This window comes from Microbacterium halimionae (assembly GCF_011761265.1).
Taxonomy (GTDB): domain Bacteria; phylum Actinomycetota; class Actinomycetes; order Actinomycetales; family Microbacteriaceae; genus Microbacterium; species Microbacterium halimionae.
This window is the reverse complement of the sequence record NZ_JAAOZB010000002.1, coordinates 422,226-441,839: the sequence shown is the minus strand read 5'-3', so window position 1 is coordinate 441,839 and position 19,614 is coordinate 422,226. Positions and strand designations below refer to the sequence as shown.

Genomic DNA, 19,614 nt, shown 5'->3' with positions numbered 1-19,614 from the left:
CCAACGCTATCGACACCAACGGACATCGGGGCAGACTTGTCGAGAAACAAATTCATCGTGTAGGTTCTGCACCGATGTCCGGGGTGAGGTGTGTCAGTAGACGAAGCTCAGACGAGCCTGCTCATGCCAGCTGAATGCGCGAGCCAGGGCGACGGCATCCGTCGTCTCGATACGGCCAGCGGCAGCGAGCGTGGCTGCTGAAACCTGCCCAGCCATGATGGCGCCAAGCTCACCGATACCCATGCGCGCCTGAGTCACGCCGACTGGCACATCGGCTGGAGCCGGTGAAACCTCGGCTGCGCCGGACGCATCGATGTCGAGCATCCATCGCCCGCCGGTGATGTCGAGCGGATCCGAGATGTCGAGCACGAAGCGTCCGGGGGTGGCATAGGTACGCGACGCCAGAACGACCGCGAGGTCAAGGATACGAAGGTAGTGGTGGTCAAAAAGAGTCACCTTCGCGGCCTTCTGGTCAGAGATCATCCAGAGGACCGGGTCGTCGATGCCACCCTCGTCCATCCGAATTTCGCCGATCAGGTCATGATCGATAAAGAACCGCCAGAGTGCACCGTGCGCTTCATCGTCATCCGAAATGAGCGAAAGAATCTCGAGGTGAGACTTCGTGAAGTCTTCTTTGTTCTCGGTGATCGCGTAAAGCGCCACCCCTCGAACAACACCCTCGGTATCGGTGTACTGCACGGCTCGTCGCTTACCCGGCTTTTCGACATCGGGCCGAGTTCCCGCAAAGCGATCCCAGTATCCGCCGGGCATCTTGGCTTCGCCGGGGCGACCCGGGCGTACACGCTCAAAGATCTCCGGTGCACGCTCACGCCAGTCGGCGCGCGAAATGAAGTCGAGTCGGCCCGGGTAATCGGGCCCAATCCACGAGGCACGCTTGGCATCGATGATCCAACGTCCTGCTGTCGCCGCGGGGGCGAAACCGTAACGGCCATAGATATTCGACTCTGTGACGGTGAGCGTCGCCATCGGGATACCGACGGCCGCGGCGCGACGAAGTTCACCCTCCATCATTGCGCGAGCGATCCCCCGACGTCGGTGAGTCGGTGCAACGGTGACGTCGCTGATGGCGCACGTTGTGACAACGTGTTCGCCCGGCAACGAGACAGCAGACATCCATGAAGCGAAGGTGCCGACGGGCACCTCGGGCATGACGCCGGTGCTGTCGATCACGCCGATGAGTCGGCGGTAGTTAAAGCGTTCGTGCGTAGCATCGCGCTGCACATCAGTGGGCTCAGCATCGAGGAATCCACGAGATACGGCTTGAAACCAAGGCTCGAACTCTTCGAGTTCGTTCGACATGCGCCGCAGTTCGAGACCGCGACGTGCCAGCTTCTCACTCGACTGCTGATCGACGGGGCCGTCGTGGTGTGCGGTGGTCAGATTCATCGTCACCTCCGGGGTGTTGGGTCGGTGGATACGCGCGCGCCCGGAACCGGCCCATGCGCTCGAAGCGCGTCGCATCCCGCGGCACTCAACGTCACCTGCAAATCAAGTGCAGATGCTTCATCTCGTGCAAGGAAGGCAAGAGTCGGGCCCGACCCAGAAACGAAGCCCGCAAGGGCCCCAGAACGTTCACCGAGTTCGAGGATCTCTGCCAGGTCGGGACGCAACGCAAGCGCTGCAACCTGAAGATCATTACTCACGTGCAAAGCCAGCATATCGGGGTCGCCTGCGCGCAGCGCTTGCATCACGCCCGGTGGGACCATCGGCGCGCGCGGTGCGGGTGAAATATCCAACACGCGCTGCGCACGATATTCGTCCAGGGCCTGATAGACCGCCGGAGTGGAAAGTCCCCGAGAATTCGACACCAGAACCCACTCGAAACGTCCGCGCGCGAGCGCTGGACTCAACTCATCGCCGCGGCCAGTCCCGATAGCGGTGCCGCCCAAAAGCGAAAATGGCACATCGGCGCCGAGCTCTGCGGCGAGCTCATGGAGTTCCGACATCGCGAGGCCTGTGCCCCACAACGCGTCGCACGCAACAAGGGCCCCAGCAGCATCCGCGGAGCCACCCCCCATCCCGCCGGCGACTGGCACCGCTTTATGGATAGTGAGGTGGACTCCCCCGGAATAGCCCGTCGTGCTCGCGAGCAATCGCGCCGCACGCACAGCAAGATTGCTCTCGTCGAGCGGCACCCCGGCCACATCGACACTGCCAGCAACTTCAATCGAGAAGCCGTCAGAGTGCTCCGCCCACACGTCTTCATAGAGCGAAAGAGCTTGATAAGCCGATGCAACGTCGTGGTAGCCGTCGGACTCGACAGCGCCCACCTCGAAAAACACGTTGATCTTTCCAGGCGCACGAACGTGCACTTGGAAAGTGGATGCCGTGGCTCCGCTCATAGATCTGAAGACTTCGCCCAGAGGTTCACGTCGATCGCACCGGCGAGACTGTCAATGCGCTGCAGTTCATCATCGTCGAATACGGCCCCGTTCAGCGCCGCCAAGTTCTCATCGAGCTGGCGTGTCGAAGACGCGCCGCCGAGAGCGGAGGCCACAACGTCGTCACGCAACACCCATTGGATTGCCATCTGAGCCAGGGTTTGACCACGTTGGCGCGCAATGTCATTCAGGCTGCGAAGCGATGTGAGTGCGTTCTCCGACAGTGCCCCGCCCGGCAGAGAGTTACGCTTCTGAGCGCGATCCGCGCTGCCATCGTCAAGATACTTGTCGGTGAGGATGCCTTGCGCGAGTGGTGTGAACGCGATTGCCCCCATCTTCTCTTCGCGGAGCGCGTCGGTCAGACCGTCTTCGATCCACCTGTTGAGGATCGAATACGAGGGCTGATGAATTATGAGCGGTGTACCGAGGTTTCGCGCGATTTGAGCCGCTTCGGAGGTGCGCTCAGCGCTGTAGGAAGAAATACCGACGTAGAGGGCCTTACCCTGGCGCACAAGTGTGTCGAGTGCTCCGATCGTCTCTTCAAGAGGCGTCTCAGGGTCGGCGCGGTGGGAGTAAAAAATGTCGACGTAGTCGATACTCATTCGCTTCAGCGACTGTTCCGCGCTCGCAAGAATGTACTTCCGTGACCCGAAATCGCCGTATGGGCCGGGCCACATGTCGTATCCGGCCTTCGACGAGATGATCAATTCATCGCGATACCGAGCGAAGTCTTCGCGCATCATGCGGCCGAAGTTGGTTTCTGCCGACCCGTAAGGCGGCCCGTAATTATTGGCGAGATCGAAGTGCGTGATACCGGAGTCAAACGCGTGACGCAGAATCTCACGCTGATTGTCGAAGGGGAAATTGTCGCCAAAGTTCCACCACAGCCCGAGAGAGAGCGGTGGAAGATACAGCCCAGACATCCCCACTCGGCGATATCCGAGATGGTTTTCACGCCCAGCTGCTGCGGAGTACGGACGGTGGAGGTCGGAGATATCGGAACGGAAACGCGGCATATCAGTCACGATTCGAGACTACTCGGCGGTCTCGTTCGCGGCCATCGGCTCGACAAGAGTTGCGAACTGTGAACCGCAGCCAAACGGCAAGTAACATCCTGGCAACGAACAGGACGTACTCTGAGCACACACACTGTCAACAAGAAGGACTAAATGGCAACGACACTCTCTGCGCTCGACGCACACCAGCACCCCTGGGCCAGCTTGCTCGAACGCGAGGACGTCGTTCTCGATCATGGGATGCTTCATCTCGTCCATGACGATGTGACCCCTGCGGAAGCCCGCATTAGCGACCTGCTGCTTGTCGCATCGACTCTAGAGAGCGCCGGCATCCCGGTTATCCTGATCCGCCACAGCAACACAGTGCCTGCGATCGTCGTCGACGACAGCCTGCGGCAGGAAGCATTCGACGCGCTCGTTGCGCTCTGCTCGAGCGAGCCGCTCTACGCGAAGACAAAAGGTAAGACGACCGTGCCGCTGCCGGACGTTGCTATTCGAAACAGCGGACCCTCGTCTGTGCGCATCTTCCGCCCTCGCCGCGCCGCTTCTGGTGGTAAGCGCTACGGTGCGGAGCACGCCGCGCGAGTTGAGTTCTGGCACTTCGGTGAAGAGCTCATCGAAGCGCCCCTCAATAACGCGCTCACCCGCCGCATCATGCCCGCCGAAGATATCGTCTTCGCTGACGTCACACGTTTTGGGCGCGAATGGCGCACCGTCAGCGGAATGTTCGAAGCGCACCCGAGCGAGATCACCCACGACATCGACATGGTGTTCTCGTGGGTTGATGGATCGTCGACAGAATTTCAACGCCAACGGGCAGCCCAAATGGCCGGTTACGTGGTTGGCGAAGGCGATGACGGCGCCGCGCGCTTTCGGCACGTGGACGAACTCCGCTACGCACTTCGCAGCGTGCACATGTATGCACCGTGGGTGCGACGCATCTTCATCGCGACGGATTCGCCTCGACCGGCATGGCTCGCAGACGACCCGCGTGTGACGATCGTACGAAGCGAAGAGTTCTTTGATGACTCGGCAGCTCTCCCGACCCACAATTCACACGCGGTGGAGTCACAGCTTCACAAGATCGACGGCCTAGCCGAGCACTTCTTGTACTCCAACGACGACATGTTCTTCGGTCGCGCTGTGCAGCCGGAGATGTTCTTCACTCCGGGTGGGCTGACGCAGTTCGTCGAATGCGATGTTCGCATCGGCACCGGAAACCGTGCTCTCCACCGCAGCGGCCACGACAACGCTCTGCGGTTGAATCGCGAACTCTTGCGCGAGCGTTTCGGCCGCACGATCGTCCGTGACCTCGAGCACTGCGCAACGCCCCTTCGCCGCAGCGTGCTCGAGGAACTCGAGCGAGTGTTTCCCGAAGACTTCGCACGTACGGCTGCCTCTCGATTCCGCGCTGCGACAGACATCTCGGTGACGAACTGCCTGTACCACTACTACGCACTCTTCACGGGTCGCGCTGTGGCAACCACGGCTCCTCACACGCGATACGTGCAAACGACACTTGCTGATTCTCTCCGCAAGATCGAACGTCTCGACGACGGGACCATCGACATGTTCTGCCTCAACGATGGCGGCGAAGCCGAAGTTCCCGAAGAGGTGCGTGTTCGCGTACTGAGCGATGCACTGGAACGCATGTTCCCGGTGCGCGCGCCGTGGGAAATCGCCGCGGTCAGCGCAGCGTCGTCAGCCGAACGTTTTGGTGCGCGCTCCGGCGCGCTGTCGTAGCGCGAGCTCGAACTCCGGCATCAGCGAGTCGGCGCTCAGCTTCTGCGGCGTCGATGTACTCAAGAGGCACTGGCACGTCCACCGGCACCACCGAGTGCACGACCGTGTCGTCATAGACGTGCACCAGGTTGAATGCCTGCGAACCGTCTTGCGGGCGCGTGCCGCCGGTGGGCACTGTGAGGTCTTGGGCGTAACAGGTCGATGATGCAACCGACACCGGAATACCCGCGAACGTCGCAAACGTCGAGTAGTGCAAGTGGCCCGCGATGATCGAACGAACATCGGATCCGCGAATGACAGCAGCGAGGCGACGCTGGTCACGAAGCTCCACACTCGCTGCGAGAGGAAGAACGGCCGGGACAGGCGGGTGGTGCATGGCCAAGATCGTGCCAAGTGGTGCCGGCGTGGATAGCTCAGCCGCAAGCCACTCCAGCTGAGCGTCGCTGAGTTCGCCGTAGTGCTCGCCGGGAATGCTCGTATCGAGCGTGATGACGCGAAGCCCATCGAGCTCATCGACTCGGTCGATCGTGGCATTTGGGTCGGCGGCATCCGTGTCGAGAAGCACGTTACGGAAGGCGCGGCGGTCATCGTGGTTTCCCATGACCCACAGCACCGGCGCACCGAGGCCCGCAGCCCACGGTTCCACAAGCTCGCGAAGAGCACGGTACGCGTCTACTTCGCCGAGATCTACAAGGTCACCGGTGAACACCACAGCATCCGGCGCTGCGCCCGAGGCCGTAATTGCGTTCAAGGCTTTCGTTAGCTGAGCTGCACCGTCGAGAGAGCCGAAGAGTTGCGGCCCGGGTGCCCGCAGGTGAGTGTCGCTAATGTGCAGCAGCACGCGTTCAGGTGCGGCATATTCTGCAGTGCGCATGATGTCTCCTGGCGCTCCGCATCTCGGGCATCGGGATGGTGGTTCAGCGGAACGTGCTCGTTATGTTACCGGCATGTTTCATAGCGGCGCTGGTAACAACATATGAACATTCCAAAAAAGGTTCGTTATCCGAGCGTCTGAGCGATCCGCTGAAAGTCGTCTATGCCCAGCTGTTCGCCTCGCGATGTGGGGGCAACGCCGGCGCGCACCAGAATCTCGGATGCCTCGGCGGCGGTTCCGCCCAGAACGCTCGCGAGCGCCTGGCGCAGCATCTTGCGTCGTTGACCGAACGCGGCGTCGATGATGCGGAACGTGCTGCGGCGTTCGTCGTCACTACCTCGGGGCGCAGCATCCCGCTCGAAAGCCACGAGCACGCTATCGACGTTGGGGACCGGCCAAAACACCTGCCGCGAAACGGTGCCTGCGAGACGCCACGACCCATACCAGGCAGCTTTTGCGCTCGGCGAGCCGTAAATCTTAGATCCGGGAGCTGCGGCGAGACGCTCGCCGACTTCGGCCTGCACCATCACGACGCCACGCCTCAACGAGTCGAAGTGCTCAAGAAAGTGGAGCAGCACGGGGACCGAAATGTTGTAGGGCAGGTTCGCGACAAGAACGTCGGGGGCACCCGGCAGTTCCAGGATGTGAAGCGCATCGGCGTCGATCACTGTGAGCGCGCCGTCGGGCACCCCGTGAGCTGCAGCAGTCTGGGCGAGTCGCGCGGCCAGCCTGTGATCGATCTCGACAGCAACCATAGAGGCGCCCGTTTCCAGGATCGCCAGCGTCAAAGAGCCGAGCCCCGGGCCGATTTCAACAACCTTGTCGCTGTCGGTAACCCGGGCAACGTGCACGATTTTGCGCACCGAGTTTGCATCAACGACGAAGTTCTGGCCGAGCTTCTTGGTGGGTGTCACGTCGAGTTCGCCAGCGAGGGCGCGAATCTCGGTAGCGCCGAGCAGGGTCACAGACATACTTCTCACCCTAGCTAGGGTTCTGTCAATACGACGTCTCGGCGCCCCGCAGGGGATATTCTGACGGCTATGACCAGCACAGGTGCGATTCCCTCCGACGCCTTCTCGCTGCGTAGCCCGTTCGGGCGCCGCGCGATCGGGCTTTCGGTAGCCGCCGCCGTAGGCGGCTTTCTTTTTGGTTTCGATTCATCCGTCATCAACGGTGCCGTCGATTCGATCCAAGGCAATTTCGACATTGGTGACGTGCTCACCGGTTTTGTCGTGGCTGTCGCGCTTCTCGGTTGTGCCGTGGGAGCGCTGCTGGCCGGAAACCTTTCGGATCGCTGGGGGCGCCTGCGCGTCATGCGACTCGGGGCGATCATGTTCCTCGTCAGCTCCATCGGTTCGGGACTAACGTTCAGCGTTCCCGATCTCATTCTTTGGCGAGTCATCGGCGGTATCGGTATCGGTATCGCCTCGGTTGTGGCCCCGGCGTATATCGCCGAAATAGCGCCGCGTCAGATTCGCGGCGGCCTGGCATCTCTCCAGCAGCTCGCCATCACGCTCGGTATTTTCGCCGCACTTTTGAGCGACGCGGTCATGGTCTGGGGCGCCGGGGGCGCCTCTGAAACGCTCTGGCTCGGCCTCGAAGCCTGGCGCTGGATGTTCCTCGTGGGCGTCGTGCCCGCAGCTGTCTACGGACTCCTGTCGTTCACGATTCCGGAATCACCGCGGTACCTGATGGCCAAGGGCCGCGACGACGACGCAGAAGAAATCTTCGCGCGCCTCGTGCCCTCCGCTGACCTCAAGCACACGATGCGAGACATCAGAAACAGCATCGACGCGGACCGTAAGAACTCCAACGCGACGCTTCGAGGACCCGTGCTGGGACTCCAGTCGATCGTCTGGGTGGGAATCATCCTGTCGGTCTTCCAGCAGTTCGTCGGCATCAACGTGATCTTCTACTACTCCACGACGCTCTGGAAAGCGGTCGGATTCAATGAAAGCAATTCGCTACTTATCGGTGTGATCACCTCGGTCACGAACGTTCTCGTTACTCTTATCGCCATCTTCTTGGTCGACCGTATCGGTCGAAAGCCGATTCTCTTGACCGGTTCCATCATGATGACGGTGTCTCTCGGCGCCATGGCGCTCGCGTTCGCTTTCTCGGTCACCGTCGATGGCGAAGTGTCGTTGCCCGGTGCATGGGGTCCCGTCGCGCTTGTTGCCGCCAACCTCTTCGTTGTCGGCTTCGGAGCGTCATGGGGCCCTCTCGTCTGGGTGCTGCTCGGCGAAATCTTCCCCAGCCGAATTCGTGGCAAGGCACTCGGTGTCGCCGCAGGTGCGCAGTGGATCGCCAACTTCCTCATCACAGTGTCGTTCCCTGCGATGTCGAGCTGGTCGCTTCCGCTTACGTACAGCATGTACGCCGCATTTGCCGCTCTCTCGTTCTTCTACGTGCTGCTGCGCGTACCGGAGACAAAGGGCATGGAGCTAGAGAAGACCGAGACCCTCTTCACCCAAAAACCGAAAAAGACGAAGGCCTAGCGGAGCTCTGGTTCGTTCGGCGCGCTAGACGCCGCTGGCGCTACGCGCCGAACGAACCGTAGACCTCGAGTGTGTTGGCCGATATCTGAGCACAGAGCTCATCAACGCCGACGCCGAGTTCTGCCGCCATGAACCGCACTGTCACGGGCACGAGATACGGCGCGTTCGGACGGCCTCGATGCGGGGTCGGAGTCAGGAACGGGGCATCCGTTTCAACCAGGATGCGCTCCCGGGGAGTAACGGCTAGCGCGTCACGGAGGTTCTGTGCGTTCTTGAACGTCACGTTGCCCGCGAACGACAGGTAGTAGCCGCGCTCGGCTGCCAGTCGCGCCATCGCGTCGTCACCGGAGAAGCAGTGGAACACGGTTAGTTCTGGCGCGCCAACACGAAGCAGCGTCTCGAGCACGGCGTCGTGGGCATCTCGGTCGTGGATCTGCATCGCGATGTCGTGCTTCTTGGCGAGCGCGATGTGCGCTTCGAAGCTTTCGAGTTGTGCCGGGATGCCGTCGGCTTCCGTCCGGAAAAAGTCGAGTCCTGTCTCACCAATCGCTCGCACGCGTGGCTGTGCCGCAAGCTCATCGATCACGGCGATAGCCTCGTCGAGCCTGCCCGCGGCGGCGTAGACCGGAGCCTCGTTAGGGTGAATCGCAACAGCGGCAAGCACGCGCGGATCGGATGCCGCAGCATGCGCCGACCAGCGGCTCGATTCAATGTCGCCACCCGCCTGCACAACACCGATCACCCCGACCGCGGCGGCCCGGTCGAGCTGCTGCTCGAGCGTCATCGGATTGTCGCCGTCAGCGATCTCGAGGTGGGTGTGGTTGTCGTACACGGGCACGCTGAGCGGCTCAGGCGACTCGGGGTAGCGCAGCTCTTTGCGCCCGTCGGCCGTGCGCTCGCGCACATACGTGCTCGCGTCGAACTCTCCCGCCGCCGTTTGGGGTCGTGTGGCCCCGTTCCCCCCCGCTGACTTGCCCGTTTTCGCGGGTGTGGGCGCCGCCCCACCCGCAAAAACGGGCAAGTCGGGCGTGGAGTCGGTGGTCATACTGACTGTTCGATGCGCGGGAAGAGGGGCGACAGCGCCGCGACCTTCGTGCCGACGGGGAGCTGCGCCCACCGCCCTGCGTCGCGAAGCGGCTGAGCCTGGAGGGCACCGAGTGCGTCTGCGACGCCAAGCGATGTCCACAGCTTCTCGGTCGCTACCGGCATCACAGGTGACAGCAGCACCGCGAGGGCACGGAGCCCCTCGGCTGCCGTGTACAGCACCGTGCCAAGCCGCTCACGCTGCGCGTCGTCTTTTGCGAGCGCCCACGGTTCGTTCTCGGTGATGTACCCGTTCAGCACGTCGACGATCATCCAGATCGCGGTGACTGCCTCATCGATGCGGAACCGTTCGATGGCGGCGTCGGCGGCGGATGCAGCATCCGCAACCGTCTTTGCAACGACATCGTCGGCCGGAGTCGATGCGCCCGCGGCCGGCACAACGCCGTCGAAGTAGCGCTCGATCATCGCGATCGTGCGGGATGCCAGGTTGCCGAAGCCGTTGGCAAGTTCAGCCTGGTAGCGGGCAGAAAGGTCTTCCCATGAGAACGAGCCGTCTTGCCCGAACGCAATCGCTGAGAGGAAATAGAAGCGGTACGCATCGGACCCGAAAACGTCCGTGATTTCGGTCGGCGCGATACCCGTGAGTTTCGACTTCGACATTTTCTCGCCGCCGACAAGCAACCAGCCGTGCGCGAAAACACCCTTGGGCACGTCGACGCCGGCAGCCATGAGCATGGCGGGCCAGATGACGGCGTGAAAACGCAGGATGTCTTTACCCACGACGTGATAGGCGGGCCAGCGCTTCTCGAACTGCTCGGGGTCTGAACCGAAACCGACGGCCGTCGCGTAGTTGAGGAGAGCGTCGACCCACACGTAGATGACGTGCGATTCGTCCCACGGGACGGTGATGCCCCAGTCGAAGGTCGAACGCGAGATCGAAAGATCTTTCAGACCCTGCTTGACGAACGAGACAACTTCGTTGCGCGCAGACTCGGGCCGCACGAAGTCGGGCTCGGTGCGGTAGAGCTCAAGCAAGCGGTCTTGAAACTCGCTGAGCTTGAAGAAATAGTTCTTCTCCTGCAGCAGCTCAAGCGGCTTGGAGTGGATGGCGCACACCTTGAGCCCTTCGAAAGCACCGGTGCCGTCGAGAATCTCTGACTCGGTCTTGAACTCTTCGCAGCCGACGCAATACAGCGCTTCGAATTCGCCGGCGTAGATGTAGCCGCGGTCGTAAATTGCCTGCACGAACTCGCGTACTCGCTCTTCGTGACGGGGCTGAGTGGTGCGAATGAAGTCGTCGTTTGCGACGTCGAGAGTCTCGAGCAGCGGAAACCACGACTCGCTCACGAGCTTGTCGACCCACTCTTGCGGGGTAGCTCCGTTGGCGGCGGCGGCACGCATCATTTTCTGACCGTGCTCGTCGGTGCCCGTCAGCATCCAGGTGTCGTCCCCTGACTGACGGTGCCAGCGGGCCAGAGCATCGACGGCGACCGTCGTGTAGCCATGGCCGATGTGCGGTACGTCGCTCGGATAGTAAATCGGCGTCGTGATGTAAAAAGATCGGTCCGTGCTCACCAGAGAATTCTAGTTGCGATGGATGCCGCCGCTCGCCGTATGACGATTACGCGCTGTCTTTGTTGCCGGGCGCCTTCGCACCGGGCCCTTTCGCGCCAAGAGCCGCCTGGTAGAGGTCGCGCGAGGAGTGGCCAGTGTGACCGGCGACTTCGCGCACGGCTTCTTTCAAGCGGCCGCCCGCGGCAACCAGCTCAGTCACCTGCGCGACAGCTGCCGGAAAAGAGACCGGCTCTTCGTGTGAGCCGCCCACGACAAGCACGACTTCGCCGCGCACACCGTCTTCTGCCCATTTCGCTAATTCGGCGACAGGGCCACGAACGACCTCTTCGTAGAACTTGGTGAGTTCGCGACAAACGGCTCCCTGCCGGTCATCGCCGAACGCCGCCGCCATGTCGACGAGTGCGGCACCCGTCCGCGCGGGGGACTCGAAAAACACCATCGTGCGAGTCTCAGAAGACAATGCCACCAGCTGCGCGCGACGCTCAGCGGGTTTACGCGGCAAAAATCCTTCAAAAGTGAAGCGGTCTGTCGGTAGCCCCGCGACGGCAAGCGCCGTGAGCACGGCGCTTGGGCCAGGCAGCGCCGTGACCGTCACGCCCGCGGCGATCGCAGCGGAAACGAGCCCGTAGCCGGGGTCACTGACGGTGGGCATTCCGGCATCCGAGATCACCAGCACGTCGTCGGTCTCGGCGAGCGCGATGATCTCCGCTGCCCGCTCTTTCTCGTTGTGATCGTGCACCGCAATCAGGCGAGGCCGGTTTGTAATGCCAAGGCCCGCGAGCAGTCGCTGCGTCGTGCGGGTGTCTTCGGCTGCGACAACCGTCGCGTTCTCGAGCGCTTCCACGAGTCGCCGAGTTACGTCTCCGAGGTTTCCGATCGGCGTCGCCGCGAGGATGATCACCACTCCAGCTTAGGCTTGACGCTGTGACGGATACCGCGCCGCCGCTCGTTCCGATCGAGCCGCCCTCTCACTACGACAGGTGGGCCGCGCGTCTGCACGCTTCGTTGCGGCTGCAGCACAGACTCAATATTTTTGCCCCGCTTGCCATCACCCTCCTGGCGGGCTTTTTGCGTTTCTTCCGGTTGGGCCAGCCGCACTCGCTGGTGTTCGATGAGACCTATTACGTGAAGGATGCCTGGAGCCAGTGGATTCTCGGGTACCCCGCGAACTGGCCCGATGGCGCGGACGACCTCTTCACGTCCGGGTCAACCGACATCTTCTTGTCGACGGGCAGCTACGTTGTACACCCGCCATTGGGCAAGTGGCTTATCGGCGCGGGCATGTGTCTGTTCGGGCCTGATTCATCGTTCGGGTGGCGGTTCTCGGTCGCCCTCTTCGGCACGGTAACAGTGCTGCTCGTTTACCTCGTCGCTCGTGCTCTGACCCGCTCGACGGTGTTTGCGAGCATTGCCGGGTCTCTCATGGCAATAGATGGACTCGCCATCGTGATGAGCCGCACAACGCTGCTCGACATGTTTCTGACGTTCTTTATCCTCTTGACGTTCTGGTTTTTGATCTTCGATCGCCGCTGGCATCTCGAGCGCCTAGCCATCAACATGGCGAACAGAGAGGGACCAGTGTTCTGGGGCCCGATGCTCTGGAACCGCCCCTGGCTGATCGCGGCCGGCGCCGCAGCCGGCGCGGCGACGGCAGTCAAGTGGTCGGGGCTCTACGTGATCGCCGGTGTCGGCATCTACGTCGTTGTCTCCGATGCTCTCGCGCGACGGCGCGCGGGAGTGGAATTCTGGCCGCTGGATGCCGTCCGCCAGGGCGTGGCATCTTTTCTGCTTCTGGTGCCCGTGTCGGTCATCGTCTACCTGTCATCGTGGACGGGCTGGCTCGTCACGTCGGGCGGTTACGACCGTTCGTCTGCGGTGGATAACCCCGCGACAGGTTTTTGGGCATGGGTCCCCGAGTCGTTCCAGAGCCTCTGGAACTACCACGAGTCGATGTATGCGTTCCACGTCGGACTATCCACGGCGCACAGCTACGCGAGCCCGGCCTGGCAGTGGCCGTTGCTTGTACGTCCAACGTCGATGTATTGGGATCAAGACGGCAGCGTCCAGGCAGTGTCATCGATTCCTAACCCGCTCATCTGGTGGGCAAGCATCGCCGCTGCTCTGTTCTTGATCTACCGCTTCGTCGTCACTCGCGACTGGCGCTTCGCGCTCGTACTCACCGGAATCGCCGTCACGTACGTTCCGTGGCTGCTCTACCCCGAGCGCACAATTTTCCAGTTCTACACAATCGCAATGCTGCCCTTCCTCGTGCTGGCGCTCACCTTTGCGCTTCGTGAAATCGCGGGTTCTCGGCACGCACCCGTGCACCGACGAAAATCTGGGCAGCGTAGCGTGATCATTTTCTTGATCGTGGTGATTGCGCTTTCGGCATTCTGGTATCCCGTGTGGACAGCGCTTCCGGTGCCCTACGACTTCTGGCGCCTGCACAACTGGTTGCCGACCTGGATCTAGCCGCAGTAGGCACCGCGAGGGAATACGATAAGAGGCTATGTCTCAGCCCGTCATCACGTTTCCGCCCGAGCTGCCCGTCAGCGCCGCGCGGGAAGAGATTTCGCGCGCGATTGCAGACCACCAGGTCGTCATTGTCGCGGGTGCAACCGGGTCGGGTAAAACGACGCAGCTGCCGAAGATCTGCCTGGAGCTTGGCCGCACCAAGATCGCACACACCCAGCCGCGGCGAATTGCAGCGCGTTCGATAGCCGAGCGCATCGCAAGCGAACTCGAGGTGGAGCTCGGCTCGACGGTGGGCTACAAAGTTCGCTTCACCGACAAGGTTTCGGCTGAAACAAGCATCGCGTTGATGACCGACGGCATCCTGTTGAACGAGATCCACCGCGACCGTCTGCTGCGCCGGTACGACACGATCATTGTTGACGAGGCCCATGAACGTTCGCTCAACATCGACTTTCTGCTCGGGTATTTGACCCGCATTCTTCCCGAGCGACCCGACCTCAAAGTGATCATCACGTCGGCAACGATCGATCCGCAGAGCTTTGCTGCCCACTTCGCGGATGCCTCAGGCACCCCCGCTCCCATCATTGAAGTGTCTGGTCGCACATACCCCGTCGACATCAGGTACCGTCCGCCGAACGATGAAGACGACCTCGACGGATTGGTGGCGGCGCTTCGAGAACTCGATCGTGAAGCCGCGGGCGACGTGCTCGTGTTTCTGCCCGGCGAGGCTGAAATCCGCGACGCTGCCGATGCTGTGCGCGGAGCGTACGCGAAGGATGCCGCGCCCACCGAAGTGCTCCCGCTCTATGGCCGGCTGAGCGCGGCAGAACAGCACCGCGTGTTCGAGCCGTCGCGGATAGCCGGGGTCCGCCGCCGCGTGGTGCTCGCCACCAACGTTGCCGAGACGAGCCTGACGGTTCCCGGCATCCGCTACGTCGTTGACATCGGCACGGCCCGCATCACGCGCTACAGCCCGCGTAGCAAGATTCAGCGCTTGCCGATCGAGCCGATTTCGCAAGCTTCGGCGCAACAGCGCGCTGGCCGCGCTGGCCGCACAGCACCGGGCATCGCGATTCGCCTATACGCCGAGGATGATTTCGCATCCCGCGATGAGTACACCGATCCCGAGATTCTTCGCACATCGCTCGCGTCGGTTATTTTGCAGATGCTGTCGCTCGGCTTCGGCGACATCACGGCTTTTCCGTTCCTCACTCCCCCGGACTCGCGCGGTGTGAAGGCAGCGTTCGATCTGCTGCTCGAGCTCGGCGCTGTACGCACGAACGGCATCGGCAAGAACGCACGCACGACGCTCACCGACACCGGGCACGAACTCTCCCGTCTCCCGATCGACCCGCGTTTTGCGCGCATGCTCGTCGAGGCAAAGCGCGGCGACGTTTTGGCTGATGTCATGCCGATTGTTGCGGGCATGTCGATTCAAGACGTGCGCGAGCGCCCCGAAGAGGTACGAGAGCAGGCTGACCGCCTACACGCCAGATTCACCGATCCGACGAGCGACTTTCTCGCGCTACTGAACCTCTGGAACTATCTGCGGGAGCAGCAAGAGGCACTCGGCTCAAGCGCTTTTCGGCGGTTGTGCCGGAGCGAACACCTCAACTACGTGCGCGTTCGCGAGTGGACTGATGTGCACCGCCAACTCTCAGCGCAGCTTGGTCGCCCGCGTGGATCGAGCGATGCGGCAGACCCGGATGCCGTACACAAAGCGATCATGGCGGGCCTCCTGTCGCAGATCGGCATTCTCGATGAGCGCACACCCACGCGTGATGCCAAGGGCGCGTCCAAAGAGACATCGACCCGGCGCGGCGGCGAATACCTCGGAGCCCGCGGCGCGCGGTTTGCGATCTTTCCCGGCTCCGGCCTGAAGAAGAAGCGGCCCGCGGCTGTCATGGCCGCTGAACTCGTCGAAACAAGTCGGTTGTTTGCGCGGACGGTCGCCGCGATCGACCCGGAGTGGGCCGAAGCTCTGGCGCCAGATCTGATCAAACGCCAAGTGAGCGACCCGCACTGGTCGAAAGATGCCGGAGCGGCCGTCGCCGCAGAGAAGATCACGCTCTTCGGAGTTGAAATCGTGCCGCGCCGCCGCATCCAGCTCGCACGGATCGATCGCCCACTGGCGCGAGAGATGTTCTTGCGCCACGCGCTCGTCGAAGAAGAGTGGGATGCCACCCGCCTCGACAAGAAGCTGACCGCCTTCTCGCGGCGAAACCTTGAGCTTCGACGCCGTCTGGAAAAGATCGAAGAACGAGAGCGGCGCCGCGACATCCTCGTCGGCGATGAGGCCGTCTACGCGTTTTACAACACCCGCATTCCCAGTGACGTTTTTGATGTGCGCTCGTTTGAAGCGTGGTGGCGGGATGCGATGACGCGCACGCCACGACTGCTCGACATGAGCGAGAGCGACCTGGTCGATGACGCTTCGCGCGCTGACGAGCGTGATTTTCCGACGCGGTGGCACCAGCGCGATCAGGTGCTGTCACTGACCTACCGCTTCGAACCGGGTGCCGCCGACGACGGAGTGACGGTCGTTGTGCCGCTTGCTCTCCTCGCATCCATCACCGTCGATGGTTTTGATTGGCAAGTGCCCGGGCTTCGCCCCGAACTCATCACAGGGCTTCTCCGCGCGCTCCCGAAAGCAATTCGACGCCACGTTGTTCCCGCGGCGGATTGGGCAGCGACCTTCGCTGAGCAGGTCGCCGATCTCGGCCCCGAGCACACCGATGGCGCACCCGCGCAGAGTCTTCGTGCCGCTCTGGCTTCACTCGTCCAGCGCGTGGCGAATCAGCCCGTCACCGCCGATTCTTTCGAGCTCGATCGCGTTCCCGCCCACCTCCATGTCTCGTTCCGGGCGGTTGACGAGCGAGGGCGCACTGTCGGGAGCGATCGCGATCTGATCGCGCTTCAAACCCGCCTCGCAGCGCGCACGCGCTCAAGCGTTGAGCGGTCGCTCCGAACCAAAAAACCAGAGCCGACACGAGACGCCGCGCGCGTTGCCGCTCTCGCGCCGCAGGCGTCGTCTGCGTCGGTTGCGTCGCGAAGCGGACTCACGAGTTGGGACATCGACGATCTTCCCGCTGTTGTCGATAGCCGGGTCGCTGGCGGGATCGTCCGCGGCTACCCCGCCCTCGTCGATGACGGCGAGAGTGTGTCGCTTCGCATTGAAGCGACAGCGGATGCCGCAGTGGTAGCGAACACCGCGGGGGTTCGCCGCTTGGTCTTGCTCGCAGTGCCTTCCGCTGCGAGCTACGTGCTCGAGCATCTGACAGCTGCTGAGAAGTTGGCGTTGGCGGCATCCCCTTACTCTTCAGCCAAGGCGCTGATCGAAGATTGCCGCGTGGCTGTCGCCGACGATGTGATCTCGCGCCACGCACGCGCAGATGGTGTGCGCACGAAAGAACAGTTCGAGCAGGTGCGTGCCGCATTCTCGGCAGCGTCGGTTGAGACGGTGTTCAATACAGTCGCGCTGACCGCCCGCATCCTGACACTTTCTCGCGACGTTGAGCGCTCGCTCAAGGGTCAGAACTCGATGACACTCCTCGGAGCGCTCGGAGATATCCGTGGGCAGCTTGCCGGGCTTATTTTTCCGGGGTTCGTCTCTCGCACCGGGTCGCGACAGCTCACGCATCTGCCGCGGTATCTCAGCGGTATTCTCGGCCGATTGCAGATATTGCCCGACAATCCGGGGCGCGACCGCTCTCGCATGACTGAGTTCGAACGCGCCCAGGTGGCCTTCACAGATGCTGGTGGCACGATTCCTGCGGCCCCCGACGCGCCCGCCGGAATCATTCACGCGCGCTGGCTCTTGGAGGAGTACCGTATGAGCCTGTTCGCGCAAACGCTCGGCACGGCCGAGTCTGTTTCGCTGCAGCGGATCCAAAAGGCGCTGAAGGAATAGCGCACGCGCACTCGGAGGTTGACAGCTCAATGGCACACGCAATCGTCTACAACACGTTCGGTGGGCCTGACGTGCTCAACGTCATCGAGATCCCGACACCGGTGCCTGCTGCCGGCGAGGTCGCGGTCAGCGTGAAAGCCGCTGGCATCAATCCCATCGACATCAAATTGCGCACCGGAATGCGCTCCTCAAAGCCGATCACGAAGCCACGACGAACGGGCTCGGATGCTGCCGGCACCATCACAGCGGTGGGAGAGGGCGTCGATGGGCTCCGGGTTGGTGACGATGTTGTCATTTTCAGCGGCCACGGCATGTATGCGACCGACGTTATCGTTGCAGCGGACCACGTGCAGCACCGGCCACCGCAGGTCTCAGCCGAGGCGGGAGCAGCCCTCGGCATTCCGGTCGGCACCGCGTACCAGTCGCTTCGCTCGCTCGCAGTGCGCGAAGACGACACCCTTCTGATTCACGGCGGGTCTGGCGCCGTCGGCCAGGCGGCAATTCAGTTTGCAAGGCTCTGGGGCGCGACAGTCATCGCGACGGCGTCGCCGCGCCGGTTCGACCGCGTAAAAGAGCTTGGAGCGACTCCGATCGCGTACGGTCCGGGGCTCGAAGATCGCGTTCGTGCGGCGGCCCGGGGCGGAATCACCGTCGTCTTCGATGCGGCGGGCACCGAAGAAGCTCTCGATGTTTCGCTGGCCGTTGCGCCCGACCGAAACCGGGTTGCGACGATCGTCCGCGGTGCGGATGCCGCGGGCCTTGGCATCCGTGCGTTCTCGGGTGGCTCTCCCACTCCCCTGTCTGAACAGCAGGTGGCATGGCGCACGGAAGCAATCCCCGTGACGCTGTCGCTCATGGCCGCCGGTCACTTCTCGGTGGAACTTGCCGGGTCATTCGCCCTGAGCGACGCAGCCGAGGCTCAGCAACTCGTGCACGACGGCGCCGACGGCAAAGTGACTCTCATCCCATAGTCGTCGCGGGCCTTCGAGGACGTCGCAGTCAGCCAGCGTTAGCGAATGCGAACGGTTCGGCAGGCTCAAACAGTGTCGAGACATCGCCGCCGTGGATCTCCGAAGGATTTGTCGTGAGGTCAAGCTTTCGTGTTGGCATCGACTCTGAGAAATCGATCTTGGGGAGATCTACCCAAATGACACTGGGTGACAGCACCGAATCGAAGAAGTAGCGTCCGTCTTTGTGGTCGGCGACCGTGCGCCACCGCGTCGATGAGATATTCGGCTGACCGGGAGTTGTGATGCCATACGGCACTGACGCATTGCGGATGACGCCAAAGACCGCCGCCGTGGCGATCGTCCGGTCTTCGACCTGCGGAATCGCGTTCACGTAGAAGCCCGCTCGCACATAGCGGTCGGCCGCACGGTTGGTGCCGGGGAGCATGACTGTGCCACCGATTTCATCCCAATACGTGTTGATCGCCAACTGCTGGTCGTATGGGGGCGAGTTCGTCATGACCTGGTACGAGCGACCATGGTGAACCGTCAGCTTGCCACCCAGGTATTCGAGGATCGCGCTGTCGCCGGTCGGATCCGACAGCGCGAGATGCATCGTCGTGTCGCGGTCTTGCCCTGGCACGCCAGAGGTTGCGATCGCGAACGTGTCATCCGCCGAGACTGCGTCTACTGCTTCGGTGACCGTCGCGAAAGTATCGAGAAAGTACTGCGCCCACGCCGCGACTGAGAGCCTGGGGCGGCCGTCATCCGTTGCCGGATATTCAGATTCGGCGAGCCAGAGTCCGCTCGCGACGAGACCCTTCTCATTCATTCCGTCAGTTGTCGCGACGTCATAGGCCGCAGATACGACACTTCCGTAGCGCGATGTCCATGTGAGCGAGTTCGCACCGGCGGCACCATTGCGCACCATTCCGCGGGGAAACAGCCACATGTTGGTTCCCATGTCGGCGTTCCAGTCCATTGACCGCGCGGTGAGCACTCGGTCGCCTTCTCCTAGATAAACAACTCTCGTGCACATCTTGTGGATCCTCTTCACCTTGCTTGTGGAAGCGCTGCTGGCTTGTGGAAGCGCTGCGGTGTGGACGCCCACCGGCCGCATGGATTTTACG

At 62.3% G+C, this 19,614-nt stretch carries 14 protein-coding genes; 5 read left to right on the top strand and 9 right to left on the bottom strand.

What is annotated here, in order from left to right:
• Positions 1–93: 93 nt before the first annotated feature.
• The 3 genes from FHS06_RS09805 to mgrA are packed head-to-tail and all read right to left on the bottom strand — an operon-like array spanning position 94 to position 3,418.
• The gene (locus FHS06_RS09805; RefSeq protein ID WP_167048831.1) at positions 94–1,407 is read right to left on the bottom strand and encodes a GNAT family N-acetyltransferase; all 1,314 of its coding nucleotides are present in this window, start codon (positions 1,405–1,407) and stop codon (positions 94–96) included.
• Between the two features lie 2 nt (positions 1,408–1,409).
• Positions 1,410–2,363 (bottom strand): 4-(cytidine 5'-diphospho)-2-C-methyl-D-erythritol kinase, encoded by a 954-nt coding sequence (locus FHS06_RS09800; protein ID WP_167048829.1) that lies wholly within the window; start codon positions 2,361–2,363, stop codon positions 1,410–1,412.
• The gene (mgrA, locus tag FHS06_RS09795; protein ID WP_182486489.1) at positions 2,360–3,418 is read right to left on the bottom strand and encodes an L-glyceraldehyde 3-phosphate reductase; all 1,059 of its coding nucleotides are present in this window, start codon (positions 3,416–3,418) and stop codon (positions 2,360–2,362) included. Before mgrA ends, FHS06_RS09800 begins: the two co-directional genes overlap by 4 nt.
• A 153-nt stretch (positions 3,419–3,571) precedes the next feature.
• Between mgrA and FHS06_RS09790 the strand changes: the two genes are divergently transcribed.
• Positions 3,572–5,161 carry a stealth conserved region 3 domain-containing protein gene (locus tag FHS06_RS09790; protein ID WP_167048824.1) on the top strand — a complete coding sequence of 530 codons (1,590 nt, stop codon included), beginning with the start codon at positions 3,572–3,574 and terminating at the stop codon, positions 5,159–5,161.
• Here the strand turns inward: FHS06_RS09790 and FHS06_RS09785 are convergent.
• Together FHS06_RS09785 and rsmA are read right to left on the bottom strand one after the other, a co-directional pair.
• Entirely contained in the window at positions 5,106–6,035 is a 930-nt protein-coding gene (locus tag FHS06_RS09785; RefSeq protein ID WP_167048822.1) for a phosphodiesterase, read from the bottom strand. The genes FHS06_RS09790 and FHS06_RS09785 overlap by 56 nt on opposite strands.
• A 125-nt stretch (positions 6,036–6,160) precedes the next feature.
• Positions 6,161–7,006, bottom strand: a complete 846-nt coding sequence (gene rsmA / locus FHS06_RS09780) for a 16S rRNA (adenine(1518)-N(6)/adenine(1519)-N(6))-dimethyltransferase RsmA (protein WP_167048820.1) — start codon at positions 7,004–7,006, stop codon at positions 6,161–6,163.
• Positions 7,007–7,075: 69 nt separating this feature from the next.
• Between rsmA and FHS06_RS09775 the strand changes: the two genes are divergently transcribed.
• The gene (locus tag FHS06_RS09775; protein ID WP_167048818.1) at positions 7,076–8,533 is read left to right on the top strand and encodes a sugar porter family MFS transporter; all 1,458 of its coding nucleotides are present in this window, start codon (positions 7,076–7,078) and stop codon (positions 8,531–8,533) included.
• A 40-nt stretch (positions 8,534–8,573) separates the two neighbouring features.
• Here the strand turns inward: FHS06_RS09775 and FHS06_RS09770 are convergent, their stop codons facing one another.
• The 3 genes from FHS06_RS09770 to rsmI are packed head-to-tail and all read right to left on the bottom strand — an operon-like array spanning position 8,574 to position 12,053.
• A complete protein-coding gene (locus tag FHS06_RS09770) occupies positions 8,574–9,578 on the bottom strand; it encodes a TatD family hydrolase (RefSeq protein ID WP_167048816.1) in 1,005 nt (334 codons plus the stop codon).
• Positions 9,575–11,152 carry a methionine--tRNA ligase gene (metG, locus tag FHS06_RS09765; protein WP_167048814.1) on the bottom strand — a complete coding sequence of 526 codons (1,578 nt, stop codon included), beginning with the start codon at positions 11,150–11,152 and terminating at the stop codon, positions 9,575–9,577. Before metG ends, FHS06_RS09770 begins: the two co-directional genes overlap by 4 nt.
• A gap of 46 nt (positions 11,153–11,198) precedes the next feature.
• Entirely contained in the window at positions 11,199–12,053 is an 855-nt protein-coding gene (gene rsmI, locus FHS06_RS09760) for a 16S rRNA (cytidine(1402)-2'-O)-methyltransferase (RefSeq protein WP_167048812.1), read from the bottom strand.
• Between the two features lie 23 nt (positions 12,054–12,076).
• Between rsmI and FHS06_RS09755 the strand changes: the two genes are divergently transcribed.
• Genes FHS06_RS09755 through FHS06_RS09745 form a run of 3 tightly spaced genes read left to right on the top strand, consistent with a single transcriptional unit; the run spans position 12,077 to position 18,508 of the window.
• Entirely contained in the window at positions 12,077–13,624 is a 1,548-nt protein-coding gene (locus FHS06_RS09755) for a dolichyl-phosphate-mannose--protein mannosyltransferase (RefSeq protein WP_167048810.1), read from the top strand.
• Between the two features lie 37 nt (positions 13,625–13,661).
• Positions 13,662–17,537 carry an ATP-dependent RNA helicase HrpA gene (gene hrpA, locus FHS06_RS09750; protein WP_167048808.1) on the top strand — a complete coding sequence of 1,292 codons (3,876 nt, stop codon included), beginning with the start codon at positions 13,662–13,664 and terminating at the stop codon, positions 17,535–17,537.
• Between the two features lie 29 nt (positions 17,538–17,566).
• Positions 17,567–18,508, top strand: coding sequence for a quinone oxidoreductase family protein (locus tag FHS06_RS09745; RefSeq protein ID WP_167048806.1), 942 nt, complete (start codon positions 17,567–17,569; stop codon positions 18,506–18,508).
• 28 nt (positions 18,509–18,536) lie between these two features.
• Here FHS06_RS09745 and FHS06_RS09740 read toward each other — a convergent pair whose 3' ends face one another.
• Positions 18,537–19,523 (bottom strand): linear amide C-N hydrolase, encoded by a 987-nt coding sequence (locus FHS06_RS09740; protein ID WP_167048804.1) that lies wholly within the window; start codon positions 19,521–19,523, stop codon positions 18,537–18,539.
• Between the last annotated feature and the right edge of the window lie 91 nt (positions 19,524–19,614).

Coding starts and splice junctions, on each gene's coding strand:
- rsmA (WP_167048820.1), bottom strand. CDS start 7,006: ATGTCTGTGACCCTGCTCGGCGCTACCGAGATTCGCGCCCTCGCTGGC.
- FHS06_RS09745 (WP_167048806.1), top strand. CDS start 17,567: ATGGCACACGCAATCGTCTACAACACGTTCGGTGGGCCTGACGTGCTC.
- FHS06_RS09770 (WP_167048816.1), bottom strand. CDS start 9,578: ATGACCACCGACTCCACGCCCGACTTGCCCGTTTTTGCGGGTGGGGCG.
- FHS06_RS09785 (WP_167048822.1), bottom strand. CDS start 6,035: ATGCGCACTGCAGAATATGCCGCACCTGAACGCGTGCTGCTGCACATT.
- FHS06_RS09740 (WP_167048804.1), bottom strand. CDS start 19,523: ATGTGCACGAGAGTTGTTTATCTAGGAGAAGGCGACCGAGTGCTCACC.
- hrpA (WP_167048808.1), top strand. CDS start 13,662: ATGTCTCAGCCCGTCATCACGTTTCCGCCCGAGCTGCCCGTCAGCGCC.
- FHS06_RS09790 (WP_167048824.1), top strand. CDS start 3,572: ATGGCAACGACACTCTCTGCGCTCGACGCACACCAGCACCCCTGGGCC.
- mgrA (WP_182486489.1), bottom strand. CDS start 3,418: ATGCCGCGTTTCCGTTCCGATATCTCCGACCTCCACCGTCCGTACTCC.
- FHS06_RS09800 (WP_167048829.1), bottom strand. CDS start 2,363: ATGAGCGGAGCCACGGCATCCACTTTCCAAGTGCACGTTCGTGCGCCT.
- FHS06_RS09805 (WP_167048831.1), bottom strand. CDS start 1,407: ATGAATCTGACCACCGCACACCACGACGGCCCCGTCGATCAGCAGTCG.
- FHS06_RS09775 (WP_167048818.1), top strand. CDS start 7,076: ATGACCAGCACAGGTGCGATTCCCTCCGACGCCTTCTCGCTGCGTAGC.